Origin of the sequence: Janibacter sp. FSL W8-0316 (assembly GCF_038004165.1) — a bacterium.
Lineage (GTDB): Bacteria > Actinomycetota > Actinomycetes > Actinomycetales > Dermatophilaceae > Janibacter > Janibacter indicus.
This window is the reverse complement of the sequence record NZ_JBBOQX010000002.1, coordinates 25,548-49,776: the sequence shown is the minus strand read 5'-3', so window position 1 is coordinate 49,776 and position 24,229 is coordinate 25,548. Positions and strand designations below refer to the sequence as shown.

Annotated in this window: 27 protein-coding genes; all 27 read left to right on the top strand. The window is 70.5% G+C overall.

Going from position 1 to position 24,229, the window contains the following annotated elements:
* Nucleotides 1-211: 211 nt before the first annotated feature.
* The 27 genes from NYE39_RS17045 (at nt 212) to NYE39_RS16915 (ending at nt 24,215) form a co-directional block, all read left to right on the top strand.
* Complete coding sequence (locus NYE39_RS17045) at nt 212-562, top strand: hypothetical protein (protein WP_341013583.1); 351 nt, start codon at nt 212-214, stop codon at nt 560-562.
* The gene (locus NYE39_RS17040; protein ID WP_341013581.1) at nt 559-1,974 is read left to right on the top strand and encodes a hypothetical protein; all 1,416 of its coding nucleotides are present in this window, start codon (nt 559-561) and stop codon (nt 1,972-1,974) included. Before NYE39_RS17045 ends, NYE39_RS17040 begins: the two co-directional genes overlap by 4 nt.
* Before the next feature lie 81 nt (nt 1,975-2,055).
* Nucleotides 2,056-2,307, top strand: coding sequence for a hypothetical protein (locus NYE39_RS17035; RefSeq protein WP_341013579.1), 252 nt, complete (start codon nt 2,056-2,058; stop codon nt 2,305-2,307).
* Nucleotides 2,308-2,479: 172 nt separating this feature from the next.
* The gene (locus tag NYE39_RS17030) at nt 2,480-4,531 is read left to right on the top strand and encodes a hypothetical protein (protein WP_341013577.1); all 2,052 of its coding nucleotides are present in this window, start codon (nt 2,480-2,482) and stop codon (nt 4,529-4,531) included.
* 149 nt (nt 4,532-4,680) lie between these two features.
* Nucleotides 4,681-5,589 carry a ParA family protein gene (locus NYE39_RS17025; RefSeq protein ID WP_341013575.1) on the top strand — a complete coding sequence of 303 codons (909 nt, stop codon included), beginning with the start codon at nt 4,681-4,683 and terminating at the stop codon, nt 5,587-5,589.
* Nucleotides 5,586-6,227, top strand: coding sequence for a hypothetical protein (locus tag NYE39_RS17020; RefSeq protein WP_341013573.1), 642 nt, complete (start codon nt 5,586-5,588; stop codon nt 6,225-6,227). Before NYE39_RS17025 ends, NYE39_RS17020 begins: the two co-directional genes overlap by 4 nt.
* Nucleotides 6,228-6,297: 70 nt before the next feature.
* Entirely contained in the window at nt 6,298-6,858 is a 561-nt protein-coding gene (locus NYE39_RS17015) for a lactococcin 972 family bacteriocin (protein WP_341013571.1), read from the top strand.
* 14 nt (nt 6,859-6,872) lie between these two features.
* Nucleotides 6,873-7,472: a hypothetical protein gene (locus tag NYE39_RS17010; RefSeq protein ID WP_341013569.1), complete on the top strand. Its 600-nt coding sequence runs from the start codon at nt 6,873-6,875 to the stop codon at nt 7,470-7,472.
* Nucleotides 7,473-7,518: 46 nt separating this feature from the next.
* Nucleotides 7,519-7,947, top strand: coding sequence for a helix-turn-helix transcriptional regulator (locus NYE39_RS17005; RefSeq protein ID WP_341013567.1), 429 nt, complete (start codon nt 7,519-7,521; stop codon nt 7,945-7,947).
* A 362-nt stretch (nt 7,948-8,309) separates the two neighbouring features.
* Nucleotides 8,310-8,831 (top strand): hypothetical protein, encoded by a 522-nt coding sequence (locus tag NYE39_RS17000; RefSeq protein ID WP_341013565.1) that lies wholly within the window; start codon nt 8,310-8,312, stop codon nt 8,829-8,831.
* 194 nt (nt 8,832-9,025) lie between these two features.
* Nucleotides 9,026-9,763 carry a hypothetical protein gene (locus NYE39_RS16995; RefSeq protein ID WP_341013563.1) on the top strand — a complete coding sequence of 246 codons (738 nt, stop codon included), beginning with the start codon at nt 9,026-9,028 and terminating at the stop codon, nt 9,761-9,763.
* Nucleotides 9,764-9,783: 20 nt separating this feature from the next.
* Nucleotides 9,784-10,479, top strand: coding sequence for an SAF domain-containing protein (locus NYE39_RS16990; protein ID WP_341013561.1), 696 nt, complete (start codon nt 9,784-9,786; stop codon nt 10,477-10,479).
* Between the two features lies 1 nt (nt 10,480).
* Nucleotides 10,481-11,266, top strand: a complete 786-nt coding sequence (locus NYE39_RS16985) for a hypothetical protein (RefSeq protein ID WP_341013559.1) — start codon at nt 10,481-10,483, stop codon at nt 11,264-11,266.
* Complete coding sequence (locus tag NYE39_RS16980) at nt 11,266-12,741, top strand: CpaF family protein (RefSeq protein ID WP_341013557.1); 1,476 nt, start codon at nt 11,266-11,268, stop codon at nt 12,739-12,741. Before NYE39_RS16985 ends, NYE39_RS16980 begins: the two co-directional genes overlap by 1 nt.
* Nucleotides 12,738-13,601, top strand: coding sequence for a type II secretion system F family protein (locus NYE39_RS16975; RefSeq protein WP_341013555.1), 864 nt, complete (start codon nt 12,738-12,740; stop codon nt 13,599-13,601). The genes NYE39_RS16980 and NYE39_RS16975 overlap by 4 nt, the downstream gene beginning before the upstream one ends.
* Nucleotides 13,601-14,506 carry a type II secretion system F family protein gene (locus NYE39_RS16970; protein ID WP_341013553.1) on the top strand — a complete coding sequence of 302 codons (906 nt, stop codon included), beginning with the start codon at nt 13,601-13,603 and terminating at the stop codon, nt 14,504-14,506. The genes NYE39_RS16975 and NYE39_RS16970 overlap by 1 nt, the downstream gene beginning before the upstream one ends.
* A gap of 28 nt (nt 14,507-14,534) precedes the next feature.
* On the top strand, nt 14,535-14,750 hold the full coding sequence (locus tag NYE39_RS16965) for a hypothetical protein (protein ID WP_341013550.1): 216 nt from the start codon (nt 14,535-14,537) through the stop codon (nt 14,748-14,750).
* A gap of 12 nt (nt 14,751-14,762) precedes the next feature.
* Entirely contained in the window at nt 14,763-15,164 is a 402-nt protein-coding gene (locus NYE39_RS16960) for a TadE family protein (protein WP_341013548.1), read from the top strand.
* Between the two features lie 41 nt (nt 15,165-15,205).
* Nucleotides 15,206-15,601, top strand: a complete 396-nt coding sequence (locus tag NYE39_RS16955) for a TadE family protein (protein WP_341013545.1) — start codon at nt 15,206-15,208, stop codon at nt 15,599-15,601.
* Nucleotides 15,602-15,666: 65 nt separating this feature from the next.
* Nucleotides 15,667-16,032, top strand: coding sequence for a pilus assembly protein (locus NYE39_RS16950; RefSeq protein WP_341013543.1), 366 nt, complete (start codon nt 15,667-15,669; stop codon nt 16,030-16,032).
* Nucleotides 16,029-19,283 (top strand): LysM peptidoglycan-binding domain-containing protein, encoded by a 3,255-nt coding sequence (locus tag NYE39_RS16945; RefSeq protein WP_341013541.1) that lies wholly within the window; start codon nt 16,029-16,031, stop codon nt 19,281-19,283. Before NYE39_RS16950 ends, NYE39_RS16945 begins: the two co-directional genes overlap by 4 nt.
* Nucleotides 19,284-19,556: 273 nt before the next feature.
* Nucleotides 19,557-20,378, top strand: a complete 822-nt coding sequence (locus NYE39_RS16940; RefSeq protein ID WP_341013539.1) for a hypothetical protein — start codon at nt 19,557-19,559, stop codon at nt 20,376-20,378.
* On the top strand, nt 20,378-20,623 hold the full coding sequence (locus tag NYE39_RS16935) for a hypothetical protein (protein ID WP_341013537.1): 246 nt from the start codon (nt 20,378-20,380) through the stop codon (nt 20,621-20,623). Before NYE39_RS16940 ends, NYE39_RS16935 begins: the two co-directional genes overlap by 1 nt.
* Complete coding sequence (locus NYE39_RS16930; protein ID WP_341013535.1) at nt 20,620-21,468, top strand: hypothetical protein; 849 nt, start codon at nt 20,620-20,622, stop codon at nt 21,466-21,468. Before NYE39_RS16935 ends, NYE39_RS16930 begins: the two co-directional genes overlap by 4 nt.
* Entirely contained in the window at nt 21,465-21,770 is a 306-nt protein-coding gene (locus NYE39_RS16925) for a hypothetical protein (RefSeq protein ID WP_341013533.1), read from the top strand. The genes NYE39_RS16930 and NYE39_RS16925 overlap by 4 nt, the downstream gene beginning before the upstream one ends.
* Nucleotides 21,770-22,573, top strand: coding sequence for a hypothetical protein (locus NYE39_RS16920; protein ID WP_341013531.1), 804 nt, complete (start codon nt 21,770-21,772; stop codon nt 22,571-22,573). The genes NYE39_RS16925 and NYE39_RS16920 overlap by 1 nt, the downstream gene beginning before the upstream one ends.
* 7 nt (nt 22,574-22,580) lie before the next feature.
* A complete protein-coding gene (locus tag NYE39_RS16915; protein WP_341013529.1) occupies nt 22,581-24,215 on the top strand; it encodes a hypothetical protein in 1,635 nt (544 codons plus the stop codon).
* The last annotated feature ends 14 nt before the right edge of the window (nt 24,216-24,229 follow it).

Here is a 24,229-nt window from a genome sequence, read left to right as displayed (position 1 = left end):
CTGAATGTGTGCCCTGATGAACTAGTGGACGCGGCCCTATTTGTGGGGTTGGTGTCCGCAGGGCGGGGGTTGTTGTGCTTGGTGTCTACGAGTCTTCCCCCTGAGGCAGACAGCGCGTCGTGGTTATCCACAGGCGCGGTGAGGGGCTGTCGTCGCAGGTCGCGGACGTGGGGAGATGGAGACCCGAGTACGACGACGCAAGGAGAAAGAGATGGCATCCGCGACGACAACGACAGATCCCGCGGTCGAGGACCTCGCCGGGGTGGTGTGGCGGCTCTGGCGGGCCGCTGACCTGGCCTTCCAGGCCGCGGGGCCCGAGGGTGATCTCGAGCTGGACCTGCTGTCGATGGCAGCCAGGAACGCCGCGTGGTCCGGCGCCGATCTGCTGGCGGACGAGCACCGGGGTCTGTGCGACGTGCCGGCCTCGGCCGAGCGTGTGCCGGCAGCGTTGATCCGTGAGGCGGAGCAGGTCCTCGCGGCCCGGCCCGTCGAGCAGTGGCCGGCGGGCGCGTCACGGCTGGTGGTCGAGGTGTGCGACCTGGTCCGAGAGCACGGACGATGAGCGCTGATCACCGCAGTGTCGGCGAGCTGCTCGTCGACAACGATCTGATCGCCCGGAGCATCCTGATGGACACCGAGCAGCTGAGCGCGCGTGAGCTGGTGCGCGCTTGGCCGCAGCTCGCGGACGCGGCAGACCGCTTCTGGTCCTCGTTGCCCAACGCCGGCATGGAGGGCGGACCCGCGCAGGACTCCGGCCTGGTCCGCGACGTCATGCAGGCCCTGCCGTCTGCCGTGAAACTGCGCAGTGGGTGGCCAAGCCCCGGGCCTGAGGATCAACGCCTGGCGGACATGGCCAGCAACTTCGATCAGGCAGGCGAGCTGCTGCGCCGGCATGAGCGGGTCGAGGGCGTGAGGTTGTCGCCCGCGGCTGTCGAGGACCTCGAGGCAGTCCGGGTCCGTGCGTTGCACGGCCTGTACGTCGCCGCCCACGGGGTCAACGTGGCGCTGAGGGCCGAGCACAGCGTCTTGGCCTCGCCCGAGGTCAAGCGCACCGGCAACCGCGAGCTCGGAGCCGCCGTTGCCAAGTTGCAGGACCGGTTCGCGGGGGTGGAGCAGTCCCTCTCGTTCCACCTGAACCGCCGCTGGCCGGCGGGCCTGGAGGGCGAGCACCGCGAGCAGCCGGTCCAGCAGCGCCTCCACGAGTCGATGGCGGTCTGGGACGTGCAGGCACGCCGGGCAATGAGCGAACCGACCGCGTCCAGCGCTTACCTGGTCTGCCACGCCCACGCGATCGTCATCGGCAACGGTCACGCGCTCCTTCGTGCGGCCGCACTGCACGAGCACATCGACCCCCACGAGTACCGCGACCGACTGGCTCCGGCACTCGACACCGCCGCGGGCCGGCTCAGGGCCGCAGGCGAGGTGTGGAGGAACATGGCTCGACCCAGTGAGCGCGTCGATCCGAACTTGCGAGCAGCGGCAGGGGAAGTCACGGCAGCCGTGGGCGACTTGGTGCGAGATGGAGCCGTGGCCGCCTCTGCCGAGACGATCCACGCGCGCGTGGACCTGCGGGAGATCGCGCCGCTGATGCACCGCGCCCTGATCACCGCTGCCGAGACCGCGTACGGCATCCAAGAGGCCGCCCGCTCGAGCGAGCTGACCGCCCCCGCTCGGTGGGTCAACGAAGCGACAACCGCCGCGCAGGCACGGCTGCACGCGGACTACGTCGAGCCGAGCCCCATGGAGGCCTGGGTCTCCCCCAACGCGCTGCGCCGCAACGTGCCGGTGCCGCTGCCTGACGTCCTGAAGGACGACCTGGCCGGCCAGATGGGTCACGTCGTCGCCGCCGCGTCCTCGGTGCGCGAGGCCGCAGCCAACGTCCTCGAGCGCGGACCGCAGCTCGCGGGCCGCACCGCCCAGGACAGAGCGTTGCCCCAGACCGGAGCCCCCCACTCCCCCATGACCCCAGGGTGACCTGTTGAAGTGGTGATGCTGAATCGCGACGCGCCCACCCCCACCCTTGCAATGCTGCATCATGGTGACGATGATGTGGTCATGACTACAGGTAGCGAGCCGCGCAAGCAGGCGGGGCAGCAGCCGAAGGGCCCGCGTGAGGCCATGACGACACGGGTGCACCCCGATGTGTACAAGGTCATCACCGCGCGCGCGAAGGCTGCTGGGTACCGCAAGAGCACCAGCGACTACGTGGCCGCGATCTTGGCTCGCGAGGTGGGTCTCCCCCACCTCGCGCCGTCGCCCAGTCATCCGGCGGACGACGACCAGGACAGGTTGCCGTTGACAGGCTGAGACCTCATCCGGGCAGGGCCCGGACAAAGCGAAACGGCCGGTGTTGGTAGCACCGACCGTTTCTCGCGAAGAAGATTTCCCACTGAGCAGGTGAGGAGGCTTCGCTATGTCTGGAAACAGACTAGCGGTAGCTGTTTCAGATTCCAAGAGGCGGACTGCGAGCCGCCTGGGTGTGTCGGAGCAGTGGCGGCCCGTCGACGAGTTGCTGTTCGACGCGGCCGCCGGCGGTTGGTTTGCCCTCGACGAGGGGAACCAGCGCGTCGCTGGGGTACGTCCCGCGTCGTTGGACAAGGGCCTGGCGATGATCGGTCGTGCCCGGGTGGCCACCGTCGTGGGGAGGCTGCGCCCGGGGGTGGTCGCGGTCGACGTCGACCTCGTCGGTGAGCGTGGCCACGCGGTGGCTGAGCACGTCGCGGCATGGTGCCGGCGTGAGGACCTGTGGCACTGCGTGCGGCCTTCGGGCGGCGCCGACGGTCGCACGCACGTGGTCGTGGCGTGCGGGGCGCGGCGTGAGCACCTCGAGGCCGAGGTCGACTCCCTTCGCCAGACCTACGGCGTCTCGGGGCGGATGATCGACGTGCGGCAGGCGCTGCGGCCGTTGAGCGCGCCGCACCGATCGGGGCCGTGTCCGCCGCCGCTGGGCGACCCGGCGGCGGCCGCCCGCACACTCAAGGCCGCGCTGAAGGGGTTGGTGCGGGTTGCTCGCCCGGTCGGTGCCCCTGCTGCTCCCCCTTCGTCCTCGGCGCGGCGTACCCCCTTGGCCCCGCGCCGTCAGCGCGCCCGCCGGGCCCTGCCGCCGGCGTGGGTCCGCTACCTGGCTACCGGGGAGCGTCCCGAGCTGAGCGAGAAGGCCAAGGACTCCTCGGGATCGACGTTCGAGTATCTGGCCACGGCGCGGATGGTGCAGGCCGGGTGGACGGCCGAGCAGGCGTGGGCGGCAATCGCTTCCGCGCACCCGGAGGCGATGCCCCGCGCCCGCGGCTCCTGGCATCGCTGGGTCGGCCGCTGGAATCAGGCCGTGATGGCCGATGACGACCACCACGGTGGCGTGGAGCTCTCGGCCGAGACGGCCGCGGCGGTCGCGGCCGCACGTGAACGGCTCCGGGCTCTGGCGTGGTCGACGTCGACGAGGGCCCGCTCGGGCTTGCTGACGGTCGGGCACACCGTCCTGGACCGGATGGAGCGCACCGGGAGCCTGCGTGTGCCGGTTCCCCAGCGCGACCTGGTCCTCGACACCGGCATCACCGACCGGCGGGTGATCGCCGCCCACCTGCGGGCGCTGCACGACGTCGTCGGCGCCCTGCACGAGGTCTTCGACCCCCGCAAACGGGCCGCCTCGAGCTTCGAGTTCGAGATCCCCCAGGTGGGGGACGTGTCGCAAACCCCTCCACCTCGTTTTCACACCCCCACAGCCCGCGACCTCCCACCCGGCCTCCCCCGCATGGCCTGGCCGACCCTGCGGAGCCTGCCTGCCGAGGGGGGCCACCTGGAGGACCTGGCCCTGGCCTGCCAGCTCCTGCCCTCTCCTTCCTCCCCGGTGACGGGCACACAACGGCGTACGTTGACCGCGATCCTGACCGGCTTGGCGAGCCTTGGACTCGTCACGTGCGACGAGCACGGTGTGTGGCGGCCTACAGGGGCTCGGCTGGGCGAGGCAGCGCGTCGACGGGCAAGCGAGGTCCTCGAACCGGTGCGCCGGGTCGTGGCGGCCGAGCGCACCGCTTACCGTCAGCCTCGCCACTCGGACGCATGGGCGGCCGCGCACGCAGCGGCGGTCAAGGCTCAGCGCGCCAAGCAGGCCGGATGGTGGCGAGGGCTGCCCGAGATCGAGCGACGCCGTCGCTCGACCGAACTCGCTGCCCGGTTCGCGTCGATGTCGATCCAGGCACAGCTGGAGACCAAACAGCGCTGGGCCGAGCGCGACGCGCGCGCCGGCATCGACCCTAGGACACGCCACGCCCAGTGGCTCGCCCGCCAAGGCCCCGACGAGCTCGCGCGCCGCGCGGTCAAGCGAGCCGCCCACTTCCGCGCGCTCCCCTCCCCCGCCCAACGTGCCACGGTGCACGCATGGCAGACCTACCGCGCCACCTGGGACATCGACCGAACCCCCACCCCGGACGCCATCCCACCCTCATTCCAACGCCGCGACGACGCCTTCATGAAGACCGCTGTCGAGGGCATCGACCAACCACGAGGACAGCTGCCACTCTGGGCCATCGAGTGACTCATGCGAACAACATGCAAAACCTACATACAGACGTCAACACAAACATAAACACAAGCATCACGACGGACGAAAAGGTGAAGGTCTAGGAGAAGATGTGGCGTGTCGCTACCCGTGAGCCACAGGGGTAGGGCTGTAGAACTATCTACATGGATGACCTGAGTGAGGCGCTGAGAAGGGTTGTTGTTGTGGCCAACCGCAAGGGGGGTGTGCTGAAGAGCTCGATCGTGCGCAACGTTGCGGACGTCGCGAGTCACGCGGGCTATCGCGTGGCGGTCATCGACGGCGACCCCCAGGGCAACCTCTCCGAGATCGACTTCGGTGTGGACACGGACGGGGGCCGGGGACTGGCCATGGCCCTGCAGTACGGCACCGACCTCGCGCCCGTCAGCACTGGGGGAGTGGACGTGATCTGCGGGGGCCCAGAGCTGCAGGGCGCCATCGGCGCAGCGATGATGCCCGGATCCGAGGTCAGCATGGAGCAGAACTTGCGGGCGGCCTTGGCTCGGTTGACGCGCCAGCGCGCCTACGACTTGGTTCTGATCGACTCAGGCCCGGGTGACACGAGACTCCTCGACGCGTACCTGTGGGCCGCGCGGTGGCTGATCGTGCCCACGCTGGATGACGAGGCGGCGCTGGCCGGCGTCGACAAGATGGGCCAGCGATTTGTCGCGGCTAAGCGCGCCGGCGCCGACGTCGAATTCCTGGGCGCCGTGGTCGGCAAGGTCAACCCGCGAGCGACCGCACGCAACGCGGAAGTGCGCCGCGAGGTCGAGGAGATGCTGGGGGAGGAAGCCACCCCCTTCGACGCGACGATCCGCTACGACGCGGCCGGGCGGGTCGATGCAAGACGTCACGCGATGAGCGCCCGTGACGTCGCGGAGGAGGCCGTGCGTCAGGCCAAGGCGCGCCTGGACCGCGTCAAGGGCGGCACGCACGCGCCAGGGGACGTGTGGTGGTCGAACGCGAAGAACGCGGGCCAGGGCCTGGCTCAGGACTACGAGAACCTCACCCGCGAGGTCCTCACCCGCATCGGCGCGAAGGAGGCGGCGGCATGAGCGGGTCACTGAGACCACGCCGTGCCCGTGGCGGCGCGTTCGCGCCGGACCGCACCGACCTGGACGACGTCACCCCCACCGCCCCGAGCAAGCCGCTGGGCGAGCTCATGCCCAAGCTCGACCCCGCAGGAACCGCGGCGTCGAGGTCGCCCTCGACGCCGAAGGGGGAGATCTCCTCGGCGGTGGGGGAGCGGGCCCGCGGCGCCGGCGGACGTCCCGCGCGCGCGGCGGCAGAGGCTCATCCCGCGGTGACGCGAGGGGTGACCAAGCGGCCCGCTCGAATCCCTGCAGACCTCTACGCCGCGTCGGAGAGCTTGGTCAAGGGCGCTGGGAAGCCCTCGTGGGGGCAACTGGTCTATTGGGCATGCACCACCGAGCGCGACGCGGTCCTCGAGAGGGTGCTGCAGCAGCTCGCCCCGGCCGACCCTCTGGCTCCTCGAGGAGCCAACCGGGCCGGCGGGGTGACCACGCCGATCATCCCGCAGTTCCTCGGTGCCGAGATCGAGCCCGTCGATGAGATCCAGGCCGCCGCACAGGCGCAGGTCGACGCCAACGGGGCGCCGCGGCCGGTGAAGGTGACTGCGACCGCCGTGGTCATCGCCGCTTTGCGGGTGGCCGTCGAAAGAATGTCGTCGTGACGTGTCCTTGAGCAGACATTCCTGGGCTTAGTGGGGTGTGCCAGAGAGGCGCATCATCAAGGACAGGAGCATGGGCATGCAGGTAAAGCGACAGGCGCGGACGACGGGCGCGGCGGGAATGCTGGTCGGGATGGTCTTGGCCGGCGGACTGGCCACCTCGGCGGCCGCGGCGACCGAGCCGGGGCAGGGCGCCGCGCGCACGCAGGGCAAGTCGGCACGTCAGGCCGTGACGGCGATGTACCCCGACGCCAAGGTCAAGACCAGCGGTGACGTGACCATCGTGGACCAGGGGCGCACGGCGGACGGCGCCTGGGTCGAGTTCACCGGCACTGGCACTGTCGAGATCGACGGAAGCGCTCACGCGACCGACACCCCCACGATGGGCACCTACGCCTTGGTCGACACGTGGGTCAGTGGTGGCCGCTGGATCTACGGCACCACCGTCAACGCCGGCGGGCAGAAGGCCTGCCACTCCAAGTACCACCACAAGTGGCGTCGACACAGCGCCACCGCCAGGATGGACGGATACACCAGCAAGCAGGTCGCGGAGAAGAACGCGTGGGCCAACGCGGCCGTCATTCGCTGGACGAACGAGACCTGCCGCGCGTACTACAACCGCTACGACAACTGAGGCAAAGGAAGCGAATGAGCCACGAAGATGGTCGCGACGGATCGTGGGCGGGGCGAGCCCTGCTGGCTGCTCTGGGCGTGGTGCTCGGGGCGGTCAACGTCGCGGCCAACTTCGGGCTGGTGCCCGGGTCGTTCTGGTTGGCGAAGATCGTGGGTGTCGAGTGGGGCTGGCTGCTTGCCGGCTTTGCCGCATGCTGGGGCGGGCGCACGTGGCGTGAGGCGTTCACACGATCCATGACCTTGCTCCTGCCAGCGGTGATCGTCTATGTCATCGCTGACGCGGTGATGATCGCTCGCACCGTCGACGGCACGATCTCTGGTCCTGCGGCGATCATCATCGAAGGCATCTTCTGGAGCATCGCGGCCGTGGGCGCCTCCGTGGGCCTGGCGACGATCCGCCGGCTCATCCGCGTCGACGGGCCCATCGGGGTCCTCGCTGCGGCAGCGTTGCCGACCTACATCGCCTACTCCGTGTGGAGCAGCCGACGCAACCTGGCACGCATGAACGTCGACGACCCGGCCATGGTCGACGTGGCGGCCGTCGTGCTGCCGTCTGCAGTGGTCGTCGCGATCGTGGCCGCGGCGGCTCGAATCCTGGCGCCGCGCGAGCGGTAAAGCCCGCCGTCTCCGAGGGCGTGTCGCGGTCTAGGCTTGCCGGGATATGCCCTCTGAGAACCCACCCCTGAATCCTGAGCGACTGCGCGCGGCCCGGGTCCGCGCTGGCCTGACCCAGGCCGAGCTCGCGCGGGTGATCGGGGTGGCCGGGGGAGAGCGAGTCTCGCGGTGGGAACTCGGGACTTCCACGCCCTCGACAGCGATGCGCGCACGACTGGCCAAGGCCCTGGGCATCGACCTCGAGGAACTCCTTCCCTCGCAAGGGCCGGCAGACCTGCGGCGACTGCGCGCAGAAGCCGGCCTGACCGTCGCCGAGCTCGCCGAACGCGGCGGCTTGGCCAGAGGCACCATCAAGCGGTGGGAAGCAGGATCGGCGCAGCGCGTGCGGGCACCACTGGACGCCGTCGCCGCAGCGCTGGGCGTCAGCGTCGACACCCTCCGTCAGGCCATCGAGCTCAGCGCCCGCGAGCACTGAACCAAGAACCCGCCCGGACCGCGGTGTCCTCAGGAGAAACAGTCCGCCCCGCGCAGCAGGGGTGATCCCGACGAGATCGGGCTCTTCACCGGAGGACGCCGGTCCGCCCCGCGCAGCGGGGGTGGCCCGCCGCGCGTGGGCGGCCGACCCAGCTTCTTCATTCTTCCCGCGTGGGTGGGGCGGGTCCGAGGAGGTCTTGAAGGTGCGCGGGTGCGCGGGCTCGCGTTCACTAGAGGGGTCGGGGAAGGGCACTTCACCAAATGATCCCTTGTGCACTAGTGTTGGTGGTGTCATTGGTGGATGTGGTGTCCCGGGGAGGCTCGACTCGTGCTTAGTGATGACGACCGATGAAGGAGATGTCGATGACTGGATCGCGCTGGATCACCACGGTGACGGCCGCGAGCTGCCTGCTGCTGGGCGCCTGCAGTGGGGGAGGGGCTGAGGAGACGACCTCGACCAGCAGCTCGTCGACCAGCAGCTCGACCACCGCCGACTACCGAGACGAGGCCGTCGAGGCAGCGCGGGCGTGGATCGAGGACGACGCCGCGCGCCTCACCACCGAGAACGCCACGGCCGAGATGGCGGCTACGCAGAAGCAGGTCGACGCGGTCAACAAAAGGGCGGGGATCACCACGAAGGGTCACGACTCCGTCGTTTCGACCGAGGTCGATGAGGGGCTGACCAGCACGACCGAGGTCGTCATGGACGTTTGCGTCACCACCGACAAGCAGCTGCTGAAGAAGGGCAAGAACGTTCGCACGAACCGGAAGGGGGCGCTCGTCAAGCCAGGGGATAGGCAGCTGGCGAGGGTCGAGATGACGAGGGACGTCGGCGCAGACGACTGGCTGGTGGCAGCGTCCGAGGTCAGGGAGCGATCGTGCTGACCCGCACGGGTGCAGCCGCAGTTGCGGCCGTACTACTCGGCCTGAGTGCACCCACTGCAGCGATGGCGGGACCTGGCCGGCCCGCCGCACCCACGGCCGAGCCCCCGCCGCCCCCGGCGTGCACCTCGATGGAGTGCACGGGTGAGGTGGAGACGTACACACCGACGCCCGATCCGCCATCGGCGGAGCAGCCTGTGCCTCAGCCGTCGCAGACGGCGCGTCCCGGTGGCCCGGAGGCGCAGTACGACGTGGGGCTGCCGGTGTCGGCGCCGGCCGGGCCTGTGGTGCCGGCCGGGCCTCTGCCGGGCCAGTTGTGGGACGACGCTGGCGCGGATGCGGTGGACGCGGCGCAGTGTGACGTGGTGCCGGCGGTGGCCTGCCCGGACGCACCTGCTGCTGCGCCGGTCCAGGCCGCGCCGGCTGCTCAGCCCCAGCCGGCCGTGCCGGCACCTGATCCGGTGGCGGTGGCACAGCGGTCCGTGGCCAATTTGAAGTTGAAGACGGTGACGCCGGGGTCGACGCCGTTGGAGCCGGGCTCCATCTCGATCGTGGGCGTGCCGACGTGGATGTGGGCAGAGAACGCCGACGCCCTGGGCACGGTCACCGACACCGCGCGTGTGCCGGGCCTGTCGCTGACGATGACGGCCAAGCTGTCCGGCGTCACGTGGGACATGGGCGACGGGACCGTGATCGAGTGCGAGGGCACCGGCACGAAGTGGTCCCCGGCGATGGGGACGGGCGACTCGCCGACGTGTGGCCACACCTACACGACGCAGGGCACGCGGACGGTGACGTCGACGGCTCACTGGTCGGTGACGTGGCGGGCGTCGACGGGGCAGACGGGAGTCATCGGGCGTGATCTGTCGTCGACGTCGACGATCCGCGTCGGTGAGGTCCAGGTCATCAACAGCACGAGGACGGGGGACGCGTGAGCGTGGGTCAGGAGGACCGAGTGTCGCAGGTGGAGCAGGCAGCAGATTCTGTGTCGGCGCAGGTAGAGGTCGAGGGATTGCCGTCGGGTCGGCAGCGACGTCGGCCGCTGGTGCTGGTCGGGTTCGTCGGCTTGGTGGTGCTCGGTGCGCTGCTGGCGGTGCTCGGGTACAACTCGGCGACGTCGACACGGGACGTGGTGGCGGTGCGTGAGTCGGTGGCGAAGGGGGAGACCATCGAGAAGGGCGATCTGCGGACGGTCGCGGTGAGTTTGGACGCGTCGGTGGCCACGATCCCTGCGGAGCAGGCGGGACGGATGGTGGAGGGTCGCCGTGCCGCGGTGGACTTGCCGAAGGGGTCCCTGGTCAGTGAGGACTCGATCGCGCAGGGGACGGTGCCGGGGGTGGGTAAGTCGGTTGTCGGCGTGACCCTGCCGGCGTCGCAGCTGCCGGGGGAGCCGCTCGAGGTCGGGGATCGAGTGCGGGTGGTCGACGCTCCTGGCGTCAACGGCCGCGCAGGCGGGTCGTCACAGGGCAGCGGCGGGGACTCGGAGGCACCCAGTGAGCCTGCGGAGGTGCAGGTGGAGGTTGCGGGCGTGCGCGTTGCAGGGGATCAGACCACCGTCTCGGTGGTCGTCGAGGCGGAGCAGGCTGGTCCGTTGGCGGCACGGGCTGCGACGGGGCGTGTCGTGATCGTCCTGGATTCGCGGGAGCGCTGAGATGGCGTTGATCGTGCTGACGTCTGCGTCGGGGTCACCGGGGGTGACGTCGACCGCGACCGGTTTGGCGTTCACGTGGCCGCGGCCGGTGCTGCTGGTGGACGCGGACCCGACGGGTGGGTCCGCGGTGCTGGCGGGTGTCCTGCGTGGCCGGTGGGCGCCTCGGGACACGATGGTGGATCTGGCGGTGGCAGCTCAGACGGGGGCGGTGGCCTCGCGGCTGGCGGAGGTGGTTCAGGTCGTGCCGGGCACGCGCGTGAAGCTGCTGTCGGGGGTGCGGTCGCACGTGCAGGCGCGGGGGCTGCGAGCCCTGTGGGGGCCGTTGGCGGCGACGTTGCGGGGCTTGGAGAGCACGGGTCAGGACGTCGTGGTGGATGCGGGCCGGCTGGGGTTGGAGGGCAGCCCGGGACCACTGCTCAAGGGTGCCGACATGACGCTGCTGGTCACGCGCACGGATTTGGTGTCGTTGTCGGCGGCGCGGTCGTGGGCGCAGTCGCTCAAGGATGAGATGGAGGAGGCGGGCGCGGCTCGGTCGTTGGGGTTGCTGCTGATCGGCGAGGGAGAGCCGTACTCGGCGCGTGAGGTGTCGAAGGTCTTGGGGCTGCCGGTGGTCGCGCGGATTGCGTGGGAGCCGGACGAGGTGAAGGTGTTCTCGCGAGGAGCGCGTGCGGGCAAGCGCTTCGACGAAGGGGCGTTGGTGAGGTCGCTGGTCGCCACCCGCTCCGCGATTGATTCGTGGGTTGCGGCCAGCCGGGTGGATCTGCAGCAGACGAGGAGTGGAGCCTGATGAGTAGTGCCGATGGTGTGGACCCCACGAGCCTGCCGCTGTTCGCGCCGGCAAGCGTCAATGGCCGTGTCGACGCCGCGGGCGGGCTGGCGCAGCAGATGGCGCCGGTGCCGCCGGCCGCGGTGCCGGCGGCGAAGTCGAGCGGGGTGGACTGGACTCTGCTGGCTGACCTTCGCGGGCAGGCCGCCAAGCGGCTGTCGAGCGTGCTCGAGCATGAGGGTCGGTTGACCAGTGCTGAGCAGCGCGAGCGGGGCCGCGCGATCATCCAAGAGTTGCTGGCCGACGAGAGCCAGGAACGCGTGACCTCGGGTCAGGCCCCGTGGTCACTGCAGGAGCAGGGTGCGCTGGCTCAGGCCCTAGACAACGCCTTGTTTGGTCTGGGTCGGCTGCAGCCGTTGATCGACGACGACACCGTGGAGAACATTCAGATCGCCGGCGCAGACCGGGTGGCCGTGGAACGGATCGACGGCCACCTCGAGGACGTCGACCCGGTCGCCGACGACGACGAGGAGCTCATCGACTTCCTCGTGTTCCTGGCCAGCCGATCGGAGGTCAACGCGCGACCTTTCTCCGAGGCGCAACCGCGGCTGCACATGCGCCTGGACGGGGGCGCCCGGTTGGCGGCCTCGGCGTGGGTGACGCGCCGACCAAGCGTCGTGATCCGCCGCCACCGTCTGCGTGAGGTGTCCCTGCAGGATCTGGTGGAGCGAGGGTCGATGACCCCGGTGGTGGCCTCGTTCCTGGCAGCGTTGATCCGCGCCCGCAAGAGCGTGGTCGTAGCGGGCGAGCAGGGCGCTGGCAAGACCACGCTCGTGCGGGCCCTGTGCTCGGAGATCGACCCGGACGAGGCCATCGGCACCTTCGAGACCGAGTACGAGCTGCACCTGGACGAACTGCCACGGACGCGGCACCGGTTCGTGTACGCGTGGGAGGCCCGCCCCGGGTCGGGCGAGGTCGGACCGGATGGTCGGCAGGCCGGAGAGATCACTCTGTCTGATCTGCTCTACGACTCGTTCCGGTTCAACCTCTCCCGGCAGATTGTCGGCGAGGTGCGCGGCGGGGAGATCGTCGCGATGGTCAAGGCGATGCAGTCCGGGGCGGGGTCGATCAGTACGACGCACGCCCGTAACGCGCAGGGAGTGATGAGCAAGCTGGTCACCTGTGCGCTCGAGGCCGGCGAGTCGCACGACTGGGCGGTCTCGGCGCTGACGGAGAGCTTGGACGTGGTCGTGCAGGCCAGCATGCGCGACATCATCGACGACGACGGCCGCAAGCGTCGGGTGCGCTGGATCAGCGAGATCCTCGCGATCGGTCCCGGAGAAAGCTGGAACACGTGGTCGAGCACGACGATCTTCTCCACGGTCCCCGGCACGCAGCGTCTTGTGCCGGGCGTCATTCCCGATGACCTGCGGGATGAGCTGATCCCGTACGGCTTCGACGCGGACGGCTACTACGCGGCGATGGGCACGTCATGATCGTGATGGCGATAGCAGGCGCGCTGGTCGTGGCCGGGATTCTCGGCGTGGTCGCTGAGGTCGCCGGGTTCGAGGTGCTGCCTCGACGTCCTCGGGCGCGGGCGGTGGCCAGACGCTCATGGTGGCAGCGCCTGTCCGGGCGGACCCGACGGTTGATCGCGGCAGCGGTCGTCGTGGGCGCGCTGGTCTGGGTGGTGACCGGCTGGGTACTGGCCGTGGTCCTGGTGCCGGCCGCCGTGGTGGTCGTGCCATGGCTGATGACGTCGCCGGAGGGTGGGCGTGACATCGAGCGTCTCGAGGCGCTCGAGGAGTGGACCCGGGCGTTGTCGGGGATCTTGACCGCGGGGCAGGGCGTGGAGCAGGCCTTGATTGCGAGCGTGCGGTCGACGCCGGAAGCCATCCGCCCCGAGGTCACCCGCTTGGCGGCGCGTCTGCGGGCGCGGTGGACCACGCAGGCGGCTCTACGGGCCCTGGCGGACGAGCTGGACGACGCGACCGGCGACCTGATCGCTGCCAACCTGATGCTGGCGGCTCGGCGCCGCTCGGCGGGGGTCGCGCGCGTCCTGGAGAGCTTGGCGGAGTCTGTCGCGGCAGACGTGCGGGCCCGCCGCGAGATCGAGGCCGATCGCGCCAAGCCCCGCTCAACCGCCCGCTGGGTGACCATCGGAACCGTCGGCCTGCTGATCTACCTCACGTTCTCGGGCGACTTCGTCGAGCCGTACGGCACCCCGCTCGGTCAAGTGCTGCTCGCGCTGTACCTGTGCGTGTACGTCGCGGCGCTGGTGTGGATGAAGCGTATGGCGCGCGGCCGCCCGCTGCCACGATTCATCGGCAGCCTGGTCAAGGCCGGTGCCCGATGATGGGCGCGCTGCAGCTGCTGCTGCTCGGTGGAGGACTGATCGGCGCCGCTGGCGGTCTGCTGCTGTGGCACCTGACGCCCAGCGACCCGCGGTTGTCGGACGTGCTGGAGCGGCTCTCGCCGGCTTCGGCGGCAGCGTCGGCGCGCTCCAGAGAGGTCAGCGCGGCGCCCACGAGAGTGGAGCGGCTGGGTCAGTGGGGGTTGAGGACGGCGCCGGCGTCGGTGTGGTCGTCGACCCCGACCAGCGAGCTGCGGCTGCTGCAGATTCCGCTCGCGCGCTACCACGGGGAGAAAGTCGCGTATGCCCTCGCTGGGCTGTTCTTGGGGCCCTTCGCGTGGGCGTTCCTGACGCTGCTGGGATGGAACGTGCCGGTGACGTTCCCGGTGCTGGGGTCGGTTGCCTTGGCGGTGGCCGGGTTCTTCCTGCCCGACTACAACGTGCGCGACGACGCGAAGAAGGCTCGCCGCGAGTTCTCTCGGGCGCTGGCGTCCTACATCGACCTCGTGGCGTTGGAGCGTGCCTCCGGCTCGGGGCCTCGGCAGGCGCTCGAGGTCGCGGCGGAGGTGGGCGACTCGTGGGTGTTCCAGCGACTGGGCGAGGAGCTGGCCCGCACCCGCTGGTCCGGCGTGACGCCGTGGGAGTCGCTGGCCGAGTTGTCGACGGAGCTGGGGTTGAGCGAGCTGGCGGACTTGGCCGACATCATGCGCCTCTCCGGTGAGGACGGGGCCCAGGTCTGGGGCAGCCTGCGGGCCCGCAGCGCCGGGATGCGCGCGGCGATGCTCAACGTCGAGAAGGCCCGCGCGGTCGAGATCTCGGAGCGGATGACCATGCCGATGTCCATGCTCGGGATGGTGTTCCTGGCCATCTTGGTAACGCCCGCACTCCTGCGGGTCATGAGTTCTTGAAGGTAAATCAACACAGAGGGGAAACATCATGTTCAGTCACATCATCGCCACCGTCCATCTCCTGGGCCTGCGCGCCGCCGACCGGGTCGAGGACCAGTACCGGGTCCTGCGGGCTCGTGACGAGCGCGGGTCGGTGACCGTCGAGCAGGTGCTGTGGGCGGTCGCGGTCATCGCGATCGCGACCGTGGTAATCACCGCGATCCGGGCGTTCGTCACGAGCAAGGCCAGCGAGATCAGCGGCTGAATGGAGACAAAGGTGACCAGAGGAAAGGGCTGGACGTCACGACTGCGCGGCGAGCGTGGGTCGTTGACGATCGAGGCCACGATCCTCTTTCCGGCGCTCCTGGCCATCATGTTCCTCGGCGTCCAGGCGGCCATGTGGTTCCACGCGCGCAGTGTGGCGATCGGAGCCGCCGCTGACGGGGCGCGAGCCCAGTCTCTCGAGCGGGCCGCCGAGGGAGACGGTCGAGCCGCGGCGTTGGATTTCGTCTCCTCCGCCGGCGGCGACGACGTGCTGCGTGGTGTCGAGGTCTCCTCGAGCCAGTCACCGACGAGTGTCAGCGTGACGGTGGTCGGATCGTCGATGAGTCTGGTGCCGGGATGGGACCCGTCGGTGGAGCAGAGCGCGACGGTCCCGCTGGAACGGATCACACCGTGAAGGCCGGACGCAGAGGGCGCGTTGCTGCCGAAGGGGGCTCGATGATCCTGGAGGCGGTGATCCTGGCGCCGGCGATGATGGCGTTCGTCGCGCTGGTCGTCTTCGGCGCGAGGGTGTCGTTGGCGCAGCAGGCCGTGCAGGTCGCGGCCAACGACGCCGCGCGTTCGGCATCCATCGAGCGCACTCAGCAGGCGGCGGTGGCCTCGAGCACGCGATCGGCGTCAGCGACGTTGACGACGCAGGACGTGGAGTGCCAATCGGTCGACGTCGACGTCGACGCCAGCCAATTCGGTGTGGCGCTGGGGGAGAAGGCCTCAGCCACGGCGACGGTCACGTGCGTGGTCTCGATGGGGTCGCTGAGCATGATGGGTATCCCGGGGCAGATGGAGATCTCGCGCACGGCCTCCAGCCCGATCGACAGCTACCGAGAGCGGTGAGAGTGGTGGGACGTGCCCGTGGCGACTCAGGGTCGGTGAGTGTCTGGGCGGTCATGTTCGGAATCGTGGCGATCATGCTGGTCGGGATCGCGGTGGACTTCGGTGGCCGGGTCGTCGCTCAGCAGGAAGCCGCCGACGTGGCCAGGCAGTCGGCCAGAGCCGGCGGTCAGCCGCTGGACCGCGCATCGGCGATGCAGGGCAGGGGTGGGTCGACGTCGCCCGAGCAGGCGGCCGCGGCCGCTCGCGAGTACCTGTCGGGTCATGACCGAGTCACCGGCCAAGTGCGCGTGGTCGACAGCACCTCCATCCAGGTGGACACCCGCACGACGTACGAGACCAAGTTCTTGCGGATTGTGGGAGTCAACGAGCTGAGTGCGACGGCGTCCGCGACCTCGCGGGTGGTCACCGTCCAGGAAGGGACCGAACAATGAAGCAGCGACTCACCGGCCTTGTGTGTGCCGCGGCCATCGTTGCCATCGTGGTCGGGTTGCCGGTCGCACTGCTGGCCGTGGGCAACCCGCTGCCGTCGAGCGCGCCGGCACCGGAGGACGTGTGGTCGAGCCTGACCTCACCGGACGACGGACGGCTGGCGCTGGCCGCGATCACGGTGCTGGGCTGGGTGTGCTGGCTGGTGATGACGCTCAGCGTCGGACTGGAGGTCGCGGCCCAGGCGCGCGGCCGAGTGCACGCCCCGCGGGTTCGGGGTCTGGGTGCACCGCAGTCGATGGCGCGAGGCTTGGTCACCGGAGCGATGCTCTTGGTGACCTCGATCCCGGCGGTAGGCGCCGCGTCAGCGGCTCCGACACACGTGACCGCCGCGGCCGCCCCCGCGGTGACCTCGAGCGTTGGCGCGCAGCAGGCGCCGGCCGAGCAGGCGCAGCCGGAGAGCCCGCACGAGGAGGCGACGCCGACGAGTGAGGTGACGGTCAAGGCCGGGGACTCGCTGTGGTCGCTGGCGCTGGAGCATCTGGGCGACGGCCGCGAGTACACGAAGATCCTCGAGCTCAACCGCGAGGTCCTGGGCGGCAACGAACGGATGCTCACGCCCGGGACCACGCTGCGCATCCCGACACCCGCGGCGGCTAACACCGACACCTCGGGGGTGTCGTCGACCGGGTCGTCGACACGGGTGACGGTCGAGCCGGGTGACACGTTGTCCGAGATCGCCAGCGACGAGCTCGGGTCGTTCGAGCAGTACCCGAGGATCGTCGACGCGAACTCTGACCAGGTGTCCGACCCGGACCACATCGAACCGGGGTGGGTCCTGAACATCCCAGATGCCGCCGGGTCGACACCCTCGCGGACCACCCCGCCGACCGCGACCTCGGACAATGGCGGCGGCGAGCAGGGGCAGGAGCGGCCGGGTGAGACGGCCAACTCGGCCGCCCAGGCCGCGAAGGACGCCCCGCCAGCAGCCGCCTCGTCCACGCCCGCCGGCGGCGCGTCAGAAGAGGCCACGGCGACGCCGTCGCCCACCGCGCCGTCGTCTGGGGCGTCGCCGAGTGAGCGGCCGGCGCCGCAGACCGCGCCCTCACCTCAGAGCCAGGAGAGCTCGTCGACCGCGTGGATCGCCGGCGTTGCCGGCGCCGGCGCGATCTTGGGTGCTGGCCTGTATGGGGCACGCCGGGTGTGGCGGCGACGGGCGCTGCGGGCCCGACGCCCGGGCCGCACGATCATCGCTCCCTCTGCCGAGTTGGAGGGCCTGGAGCGCACGATCACCCGCGTCGGCGCCGAGACGGCCGTGACGGTGGAGTGGATGGACCAGGCCTTGCGGCGCCTGGCTGCAGCGTCCACCGACGCTGAGCTGCCCAAGGTCGTGGCCGTGGCGCTGAGCAGCGACGCCGTCACGCTTTACCTCGAGGAGCCGATGCCGGCTCGTTCGCCGTGGCTGGGTAGCGAGGACCAGAAGCGGTGGGTGCTGCCGGGCGATAGCGACCTCGACGACGTCGGCCCGCACGTGCCCGACCAGGAGGCGCCGTGGCCTTTGCTGGTGACGATCGGGCGCCGTGGCGACCGCCCGTGGTGGCTGCTGAACGTCGAGGACCTCTCGCTCGTGATCAACGGAGACCCGCAGCGTGCCGCGGCGTTGGCGCGGTACGTCGCCGCGGAGATCGCGGTCAACGCGTGGTCCCAGCACGCTCGCGTGCACGTCATGGGCGTGGGGGCGGAGCTGAAGGAGCTGGCCCCGGAGCGGATCGTCACCTACGACGGCTGGGACGAGCAGGCAACGGCGCAGATCCTGTTGGAAGCCATCGAGTGCGTCGACCGCGCCGACGACTTCGACGCGGAGGTCGCCACACTGCGTGCGCGCCGACGCGGCGAGGACCTGTGGCCCGCCCGCGCGCTGGTGGTCGATGGCGGGCAGGGCAGCGAGGCTTTGAGTCAGCTGGAGCAGACCCTGCGCGCCGCCGGCGGTCGCAGCGGGACTGGGCTGATCCAGATCAACCCGGCAGGCGGCAACGACGACGCGCTCGTGCTGCACGTCGACGAGCATGCCCGGGTGCACATCCCGCACGCCGGACTGGAGATCGACGGCGTCGGTCTGAGCGAGGACGAGGCTCGCGCGTGCGCGCAGCTGGCCAGCGAGTACCGCCGACACGACGATGCACCCATCCCGGTCATCGAGGACCCGAGCCAGCCGTGGCAGGAGTGGAGCGACGCCGCGGGAGCCATCCGCGAGGAACACACCCTGCCGCGCGAAAGCCCGGCCGACGACGAGCACGCGACGGTCTCGCTCCTCGAAGGAGAGGACGAGGAATACCTCGAGGTGGGGGCGACCACCGTCGAAGACCTCGCGACCCTCTCCCCGCAGGTCGACGCCGACACCGCCGACGAGATCATCGACGCCGACCCGACCCTTGACGAGGACCTGGCCGAGTGGTGGTCCCCGTCCTGCGCGCGGCCCCGCGTCACCTTCCTCGGGCCGGTGAAGGTGCGCACGGTCGGAGGCGTCCATCTGACCGAGCGAGTGGGGTACTCGACCGAGGTCGTGGCCTACCTCGCGCTGCGGGAGCACGGCGCGACCAATGCTGAGGTCCAGGAGGCCTTCGGTATTGCCGAGGGCACCGTGCGCAGGTCCATCAACACCGTGCGCGACTGGCTGGGCACCCACCCTGGAACAGGCGCGAAGCACCTGCCGAGCGCTGGCACAGGACCGAAGGCATCAGCGCGAGGCAGCAAGGCCTACGAGCTGGTCGACGTGCTCGTCGACGCCGACTTGTTCCGTCGGCTGCGGCTGCGCGCCCAGGCCAGAGGGGCCGCTGGGGTCGACGACCTCCTGCAGGCGCTGCGCCTGGTGCAGGGCGTGCCCTTCAGCCAGCTGCGACCCGGGGGCTGGTCGTGGCTGAGCGAGGGCGAGCGGATCGACGAGGTGCTCACCCTGACCATCGTGGACACGGCCCACCTGGCAACGACCGCATGCCTGCGCGCGGGGGACCTGCACAACGCACGCCTGGCCACGATGACTGCTCTGCGAGCAGCACCGTACGAGGACATCCCTCGCCTGGACATGGCCCGCGTCACCGAGGCGGAAGGGGAGCGCGCGGAGGCAGAGACGATCGTGCTCGACGAGGTCTGCAACGCCTCCGACGTCGACGGGGAGGGCCCTGTGGATCTGTCCGACCGGACCCGCCAGGTCGTCGAGGACCGGCAGTGGGGCAACCGCCGGCGACGGGCCAGCTGAGGCTCGCCGGCGCCAACGAACCAGCCGGTAAGGGGGTCTGACACCACGTGTCAGACCCCCTTCGGCGTGCCTGCCGGCGCGTGACCGCTGCCCGCAAGGGGGAGCGGCAAAACTTCTTCAGGAACTTTGGGAACCTGGCGTTTCCGCAGGTCAGAGGGGGTGTACGGGCCTAGGTACGGGCTCGTACCTAGAGCGTTCCTGCCGCCAGTAGGTACGAATCCGGCAACGACCTCGTCCGAGATTTCTTCCGTGTCCAGACGGAAGGAGAGCGAGATGAGCGTGGCCACACTGCTGGGCCTGGACGAGCCAGACGCGGGACTGCTCGAAGTGGCGAGGATGCGCTGGCCCGCGTGGCAGGAGCGCCATGCCGTGCTGCGCAGCATCGACGACCTCGCGGACCTGAAAGGTGCGACGCGCCGGTTGGGGCCGGCGGGAAGCAACGAGCTCCTGCTCGCGCTGGCGGAGCTCGGCATGCCGGACGGCGGCAACGAGGCGGCGGCGACAGCGACGCTGGTGTGGCTGCTGCTGCCGGGCGCTGGCCACATGGCAGGGCGGCTGCAGCGCGAGCTGCCCGAGCTGCGCGAAGAGGTCGACCAACTCGTCGCCGGGCAGGTGTGGATCCAGGCGCGCACCTTGAAGATCGGCCCGTCGCGACCGACCAACTGCGCCGCGACGGTGCTGCGCAACGCTGAGCGATGCATCCGCCGCGAGCTGGGCATGCACGAGCGCAGCGACAAGACCCGCCGACGCTCGATCCTGATCGGGGCCGGCAGCGAGGACAAGACCGGGATGCTCCTGGGCGCCCCGTCGCCGACCCTGCCGGCCGAGGTCGAGCTGCGTGACTTGTTCGACGCCGCGATCAACGCCGGCGAGATCTCGACCGTGGACGCGCAGCTGCTGCTGGAGGTGGCAGAGCGCGCCGACGAGGTGTCGTCGGGCCGGCCAGGCAGACGCGGAGGACTGATGTCCGAGGCGGTCAGCGTCGCAGTGGCCCAGCGCCGCGGGGGCTCGCCCCGATCGGTGAGACGCCGCACTCATGCAGCCATCACCAAGCTGCGCGCGTACAACGAGCGCTCCATGGGTCGGAGCGCGTGATGAATCCGAGCAGCAGGCGCCTGCGCGCCATCGACCAGACCACCGCGGCGGCCTCGCCCGGCCAGATGGACGTCGACGAGCTGGTGCGATTGACCATGACCGAGGCCGACGTCGTCGCACAGATCGTCGGCGGGGTGACCCGGCTGCAGCAGGTCCAGCAGGCCAAGGCCCTGCTCGCGCAGATCGAGGACCCGGTCCAGCTGCGCGGGGTGCTGTCCAAGCCAGCGGCGGGGGAGAAGCGATGAGCGGCACCACCACTGAGCACCTGCCCCGCGTCGAAGAGCTCCAGGCGGCCGTCGAGGCGCTGGCCGCCGGCCGGTTCCGCGCGGACCGCGCGCCGGCGCCGGCACCTGGGGAAGTGCCGGCAGGGATCGCTCGCCCGCTCGAGACAACTACGTGGGCGACGACGCGTGAGGTCCTACCCGTGCTGGCCGCGAGCGGATCCAGCGGGGCGACGTCATTGGCCGTGGCCGTTGCGAGCATCTTGGCGCCGGCACGCGTCGTGGAGTGCTGCTCGATGAGTGCGACCGGGCTGGCCGAAGCCGCCACGGCCGAGCTGGGCACCGACGCGAGCGGCTGGTGCAACGGGACCCGCGAGCAGGTGGCACTCAGCCGCGCGACCCGAGTGATCGCCGGACCCGACGCGGTCCCCACCCCAGTGGTCGTCGAGGCCCCCGGATGGGACGTGCTCGATGTCGGGTGGCAGCTGGAGCAGCTGACCGCGACCGGCGGGTGGCTCGCCCAGCAGGTGCAGCACGCGCCGGCGATCGTCGTCGCGGCCACGGCCAGCGTGCCGAGCCTGCGGCGCCTGGAGAACACCCTGGCGGCCCTGCCGGCCTCGGCCACGACGGTCGTGGCCGTGCGGTCCCTGGGGTCCAAGCGGCTGCCCGCTCACGTGCGCGCGGCCCTGGGGCCGCGGACGACGACCCACCTGGACCGGGGGACGTGGATCGACGTCCCGCACGAGAAGGACCTGGCCGAGCGCGGCCTGAGCGGCTCTCCACTGCCGCGATCGCTGCTGAACGCAGCACATCAGATCTCCCGGCTCATCGGTGCCGGGTCAACCACGAAGGAAGGCATCTCCTCATGAGCGTCATCAAGAGCGTCACCGTCAACGCCTACAGCAACGTCGCGGCGGTTTGCCCGGTCGCACCCCCCGGTGCGCAGGCGCCTGTCGATCAGCTGACCGGATACGTCCTGTGGGGCGTGATCGCCATGTTTGCCATCAGCGTCTTCGTCCTGATCGGCTGCATCGTGGGCGGCATCTTCTTCCGCATGAGCCACGCGGCCAAGGGAGCGCTGGTCGGCCTGGCTGGAATCTTCGTCGCCGCCATCGGCTACCTGATCGGGCCGGGAATCCTCGACGGGATCCTCGGCAGCGGGTGCGTGTGATGGCCGAGCAGCCACAGCCGTGGAGCGTGGAGAAACTGCGCGTCGTCCTCGCCGTGCTCGCCGTGCTCGCCGTGCTCCTGATCGCGGGGCTGGTGTTCTGGATCGTGCGAGCCACCGGTGGGACCGGCAAGCACGCGGAGGCGACGCGGCCCGCGCCGTCGCAGGTGCACGGGCAGCAGGCGCGCGATCGCATCGCCGCCGAGCCGATGCTCCAGGTCGACCCGGTCGACGCCCGTGAGGGTGACGTCGCCTCGACGCCAGCCGAGACCATGACGATCCCGGCCGCGACGAAGGTGGGGCCGGCCGATGTGCCGACCGGGTTCCCCCAGACTCCGCACGGCGCTGTCGGCCAGCTGGCCGCGATCTCCCGAGTGGTCATGGAAGGGATGTCGATCCCGCACGCCAACACCGTGCACGAGCAGTGGGCGCTGCCCGGAGCGCCTGAGGCGGGGCAGTGGAGGCTGACCGAGAACGTGCGCGCCTTCCTGGAGTCGGCCGGTATCAGCGGGCAGGACGCGGGCTCGACCTCCACCATGACCGTCACCCCGGTGGCCGCCCAGGTCAAGGGCCACGACGGCGACGAGTGGGTCCTGGCCTGCGTCCTCTTCGACGTCACGGCGGTCGTCGAGCAGGAGGCCAAGACCGGGTGGGGACACTGCGAACGGATGCAGTGGGATAACCACTCGAACGCGTGGAAGATCGCCCCCGGCCAGCAGCCGGCCATCGCACCGTCGACCTGGCCCGGGACCACCAAGGCCATCGAGGCCGGGTGGCGCACGTGGGTCAGCCCGGACGAGAGCTGAGCGCGCCATGATGCTGACCCTCAACCTCGTCGAGCAGGCACCTGCCGTGCTGCCCGTGCCGTTCCCCTCGTGGAACCCCTTCACGCCGTTGGGGTCGGCCGCGGGCAAGGTCGTGGCCGACGGGTGGACGGCCATCATGCTCGCGATCTGGAACTGCGGCAGCTGGCTGCTGCGGCTGGCGCTCCACATCATCGACCAGTTCATGACCCCCGACCTACGCGAGGACGGCCCCGGTCGTCCCGTCTACGAGCTCTCGCTCTGGCTCGGGATGACCCTGTTCGTCGCGATGTCCTCGGTGCAGCTGGCCGTCTCGGCCTTCCAGCGCAACGGCCAGGGCTTGGCGCGGGTCGCCATCGGATACGCCCAGTTCGTCGGTGTGTGGGCAGCCTTCAACGCCTACGCCCTAGTCGTCATCGCTGCCGTGCAGGGGATCACCGCAGCCATCCTCAGCCAGCTCCTCCACGTTGACTCGTGGTCGGAGTTCGAGCCCTTGGGCACAAAGCTGGATGCGCAGGACGTCACCGAGGGGTCGGTGGCCACCGTCATGGGCGTGCTGGGGATCGTGCTGATCATCGCGGCATTCGGGCACATCATGGTCATGATTGCCCGATCCGGGTCCCTCATGGTGCTGGTGAGCACGAGCGCGATCAGCGCAGGCGGGCTCGGCAGCGACTTGGGTAAGTCGTGGTTCTGGAAGACCTTCAGGTGGTTCCACGCGGCCGCGTTCACGCCGGTGATCATGGCGCTTCTGCTCGGGCTTGGGGTCTCCTTCACCGCGGGAGTGGCCACCGGGCAGGAGGACGGGATCCAGCGGGCCGTCGGGACCGCGGTGCCCAGCGTGCTGCTGGTCTTGATCGCGGCCTTCGCGCCCCTGGCCCTGTACAAGCTCCTGGCCTTCACCGACCCCAACACCAACTCCGGGGCTTCGATGCGTGCCGGCCTGGCCGCCGCGGGAGGAATCGGCGGGCTGCTGGGGGCAGGTGGCGGTGCGGGCAAGGGCAGTGGGGCAGCGTCGAGCGTCGACGGTCAAGGTCGGTCGCAGGCCGAGGCCAACGGACAGGGCGACTCGGCGAACAGGATGGCCGGGGCCATGGGCAAGCTCGGTCCGCTGGGCTCTGCGGTCGGCAAGGCCATCGGAGCCGCCGCAGGAATGGGAACCAAGGCGGCATCCCTCGGGGCCGACATGACCAATCAGATGGGCGTGGGCCACGGCCAGTACGTCCCCGACTTTGGAGGAAGCCGCGGCGCCGGGCGCGGCGGCGACAAGCAAGCCGCCAGTGGCGGCAAGCACGGCGACCCGCACGACGAGGACCCGACGCCCACCGGGCCAGCCCAGGACCCCTCCAGCTCCTCGACGCAGAGCGACAGCCAGAGTGACGGGCAGGGCGGGGGAACTCCCACCCCGCCGGCGCCGACGCCACCGGGTGCGCCCTCGAGCGGCCAGAACGACGGGCAGGGCGGGGGAACCCCCACGCCGCCGGCGCCGACGCCACCGGGTGCGCCCTCGAGCGGCCAGAACGACGGGCAGGGCGGGGGAACCCCCACGCCGCCGGGAGGTGCTGGCGCGGGAGGTGCCGGCGGCGCCGGCGCGGGGGGAGCGGGTGGCGCTGCCGGCGGCGCCACCCCGCCACCAGTCGTGTGAATCGCGGAATCGAC